Raw genomic sequence first — 2,216 nt, forward strand, 5'->3', positions numbered from 1 at the left:
GGATCTGTATTTTTTGCAGCGGCAAGACCTGTAGGATCATTAAAGATGCGCATTGATCGGTTTCCTACTAAATCTTTTTGGTAATCGCCTGTTAGTGGTTGATCATATATTGTATTGTGCGCGGGTAAATAACCGTTTTCATCAACCAACACTACAAAAACAAATTTTTTGTTTAGATTTAGTACTTCATCTTCAATTGGTTGAATGAATTTTTTCATGAAATCAGTAAATTTTGTTTTGTATTTTTGAGGGTTTGTATTTTCTATTGGGATATAATTTCTATCCCAGAGTTCTTCTTCGGATATCACACCATCCTTTAGTGCATTTTCTATTGTAGTTTGTATTTTTTCTACAGATGATTTTAAAATTTCATAAATTGATTTAAAAGCATCATCTTCTTCAAAGATAAAACTCATAATACAATCTTGAGGTTCTTTTTTCATGTAGCCTTTTTCTTCTTTTTTCATTTTGGGTGTTAAAAATGAAAGTGTATTTTTAGCTAAAACATCAAAATATGTAGAAAAAAGTGGAGGGTATGGACATACGCTAGTATCAACTGGACCGCCACCTACACCAACTGGGCAAAACATACAAGAGTCTTTTCTAATGTTTATTGTAGCTATCATTTTTGAATTTTCTTGAGTAATAGATACATTGTAATGATTTGCAAATTGGAGGTATTCGTTTAAAGAGTCGAGAGCTTTTTCGATATTAACATCCAGACTATCTTGTGGATTAAATTTTGGCAACAGATTTTTATACATTTGATGCAATACTAACCTTTGTGCAGTTGCTTTCATTGCAGGCACTATTATGGCTTGATTCATTATGCCCAAATCATAAGATGAGCCAACCAAAGATGCCCAAAAAACATGAGCGCCAGTCAATTTTTCAAGGCGTTCTTTTTTCTCTTCTTCGCTCATGACCTACACCTTTATGACATTAATTCTTTTAGTTTTTTTGATGTGTTTTTAATGTCCAAATAAAGCAAACCCAATTTTACATCTGGTTTTGCAAGCACAATTAAAACTGCTTCGCTGCCAGCTGATGTCAATATAATGTAGCCTTTATCACCTTTAACTGTAACCTGCTCAGGTACGCCTTTTTCTAATTCGTCCACTGCACGCTCACCTAATGTTAGCAGTGCAGCTGACATTGCAGCAACTCTGTCTTCATCAAAATTGGATGGCAACTGTGAGCTAATCATTAAACCATCTGAACTCACCAATGCTGAACCTTCAATTTGCGGATTTAATCTTACTAATTCTGCCAATTGAGCATTGAGATCTTCTTCTTTCATTATTAACCTCCAAGGTAATTTTTTAATTTATATAATAATCAATAAAGGATGTCAAGTCATAAAGACAAAACTTTATAATTATTTAATTAGTTAGCATATTATAGTAAATTTTATCTTTAAAATCTCTAAATATGTTTTGTATTGCGTTTTTTATATTTTCTATTTTATTTGATACATACATATTGTTTTTTAAAATCATGCCTGAAAGAATTGCCGGGTTTTTATCTAAAAAAATTTTGTACTCGTTTTTTGAAAATCTCAAAAAACCAATTTCAATTGAGTGCAAATGTTTTATTTGCTTTAAAAAACTCACAAAACTTTCATATTGATTTAAAAATTCACCAAAAAAAGGATCAAAACGAATGCCAATATTGAAACCGGCGTTGTCTAACAATTTTATCGCTTCAATTCTTCTTGTCAGGTTTGATGTAAAATATTCGAATTTTTTTATAGCATTTTGGGGTGCAAGCGAAAAAGCAATTATTGTATTTTTAAAAGGTTTGTGTTGTAATAATTCTTTAACATTGGCTGATTTTGTCCTAATTTCTAATATTGCATTGAGATTTTCAAAAAACTCGGCAAATTTAATATAACTTTTGTCAAAGATACTTAAAGCTATAGGATCAGAGAATGTTCCAAGGTAAAAATACATTGGCCTTTGTTTATCTTTTGAGAGAATTTTTTTTATTTGCTCAAAATAATCTTCTATGTTTTTGAAAATAACAGGATTGAATGTTTTAAAATATCCTTTTAAGAAGCAATATGAACAATCGTATATGCAGTTATAAGATTGAAGAATTGAGTATCCATAAGTATTTTGTGGTGTGTAATGATCTGGAGTTTTCCTTAGAAATTCACCTTTTTTATTTGCATAAATAACTGCGCATTTATCTTTTAGATTGTGAAAAATACCAAC

At 30.5% G+C, this 2,216-nt stretch carries 2 protein-coding genes and 1 pseudogene; all 3 read right to left on the reverse strand.

What is annotated here, in order from left to right:
• A pseudogene (locus ACP5FO_RS07505) lies at window positions 1-923 on the reverse strand (hypothetical protein); the annotation flags it as partial.
• 11 nt (window positions 924-934) lie between these two features.
• On the reverse strand, window positions 935-1,300 hold the full coding sequence (locus ACP5FO_RS07510) for a roadblock/LC7 domain-containing protein (RefSeq protein ID WP_424662903.1): 366 nt from the start codon (window positions 1,298-1,300) through the stop codon (window positions 935-937).
• An 82-nt stretch (window positions 1,301-1,382) separates the two neighbouring features.
• Window positions 1,383-2,216 (reverse strand): SPL family radical SAM protein (locus ACP5FO_RS07515; protein ID WP_428157292.1); only part of this gene is annotated, 834 nt, incomplete at its 5' end.

The sequence above is a fragment of the Desulfurella sp. genome (assembly GCF_049977265.1).
In the GTDB taxonomy this organism is placed as follows: Bacteria; Campylobacterota_A; Desulfurellia; order Desulfurellales; family Desulfurellaceae; genus Desulfurella.

Bases quoted from the DNA above. Each gene is read 5' to 3' on its own strand.
- ACP5FO_RS07510 (WP_424662903.1), bottom strand. From the start codon at position 1,300: ATGAAAGAAGAAGATCTCAATGCTCAATTGGCAGAATTAGTAAGATTA.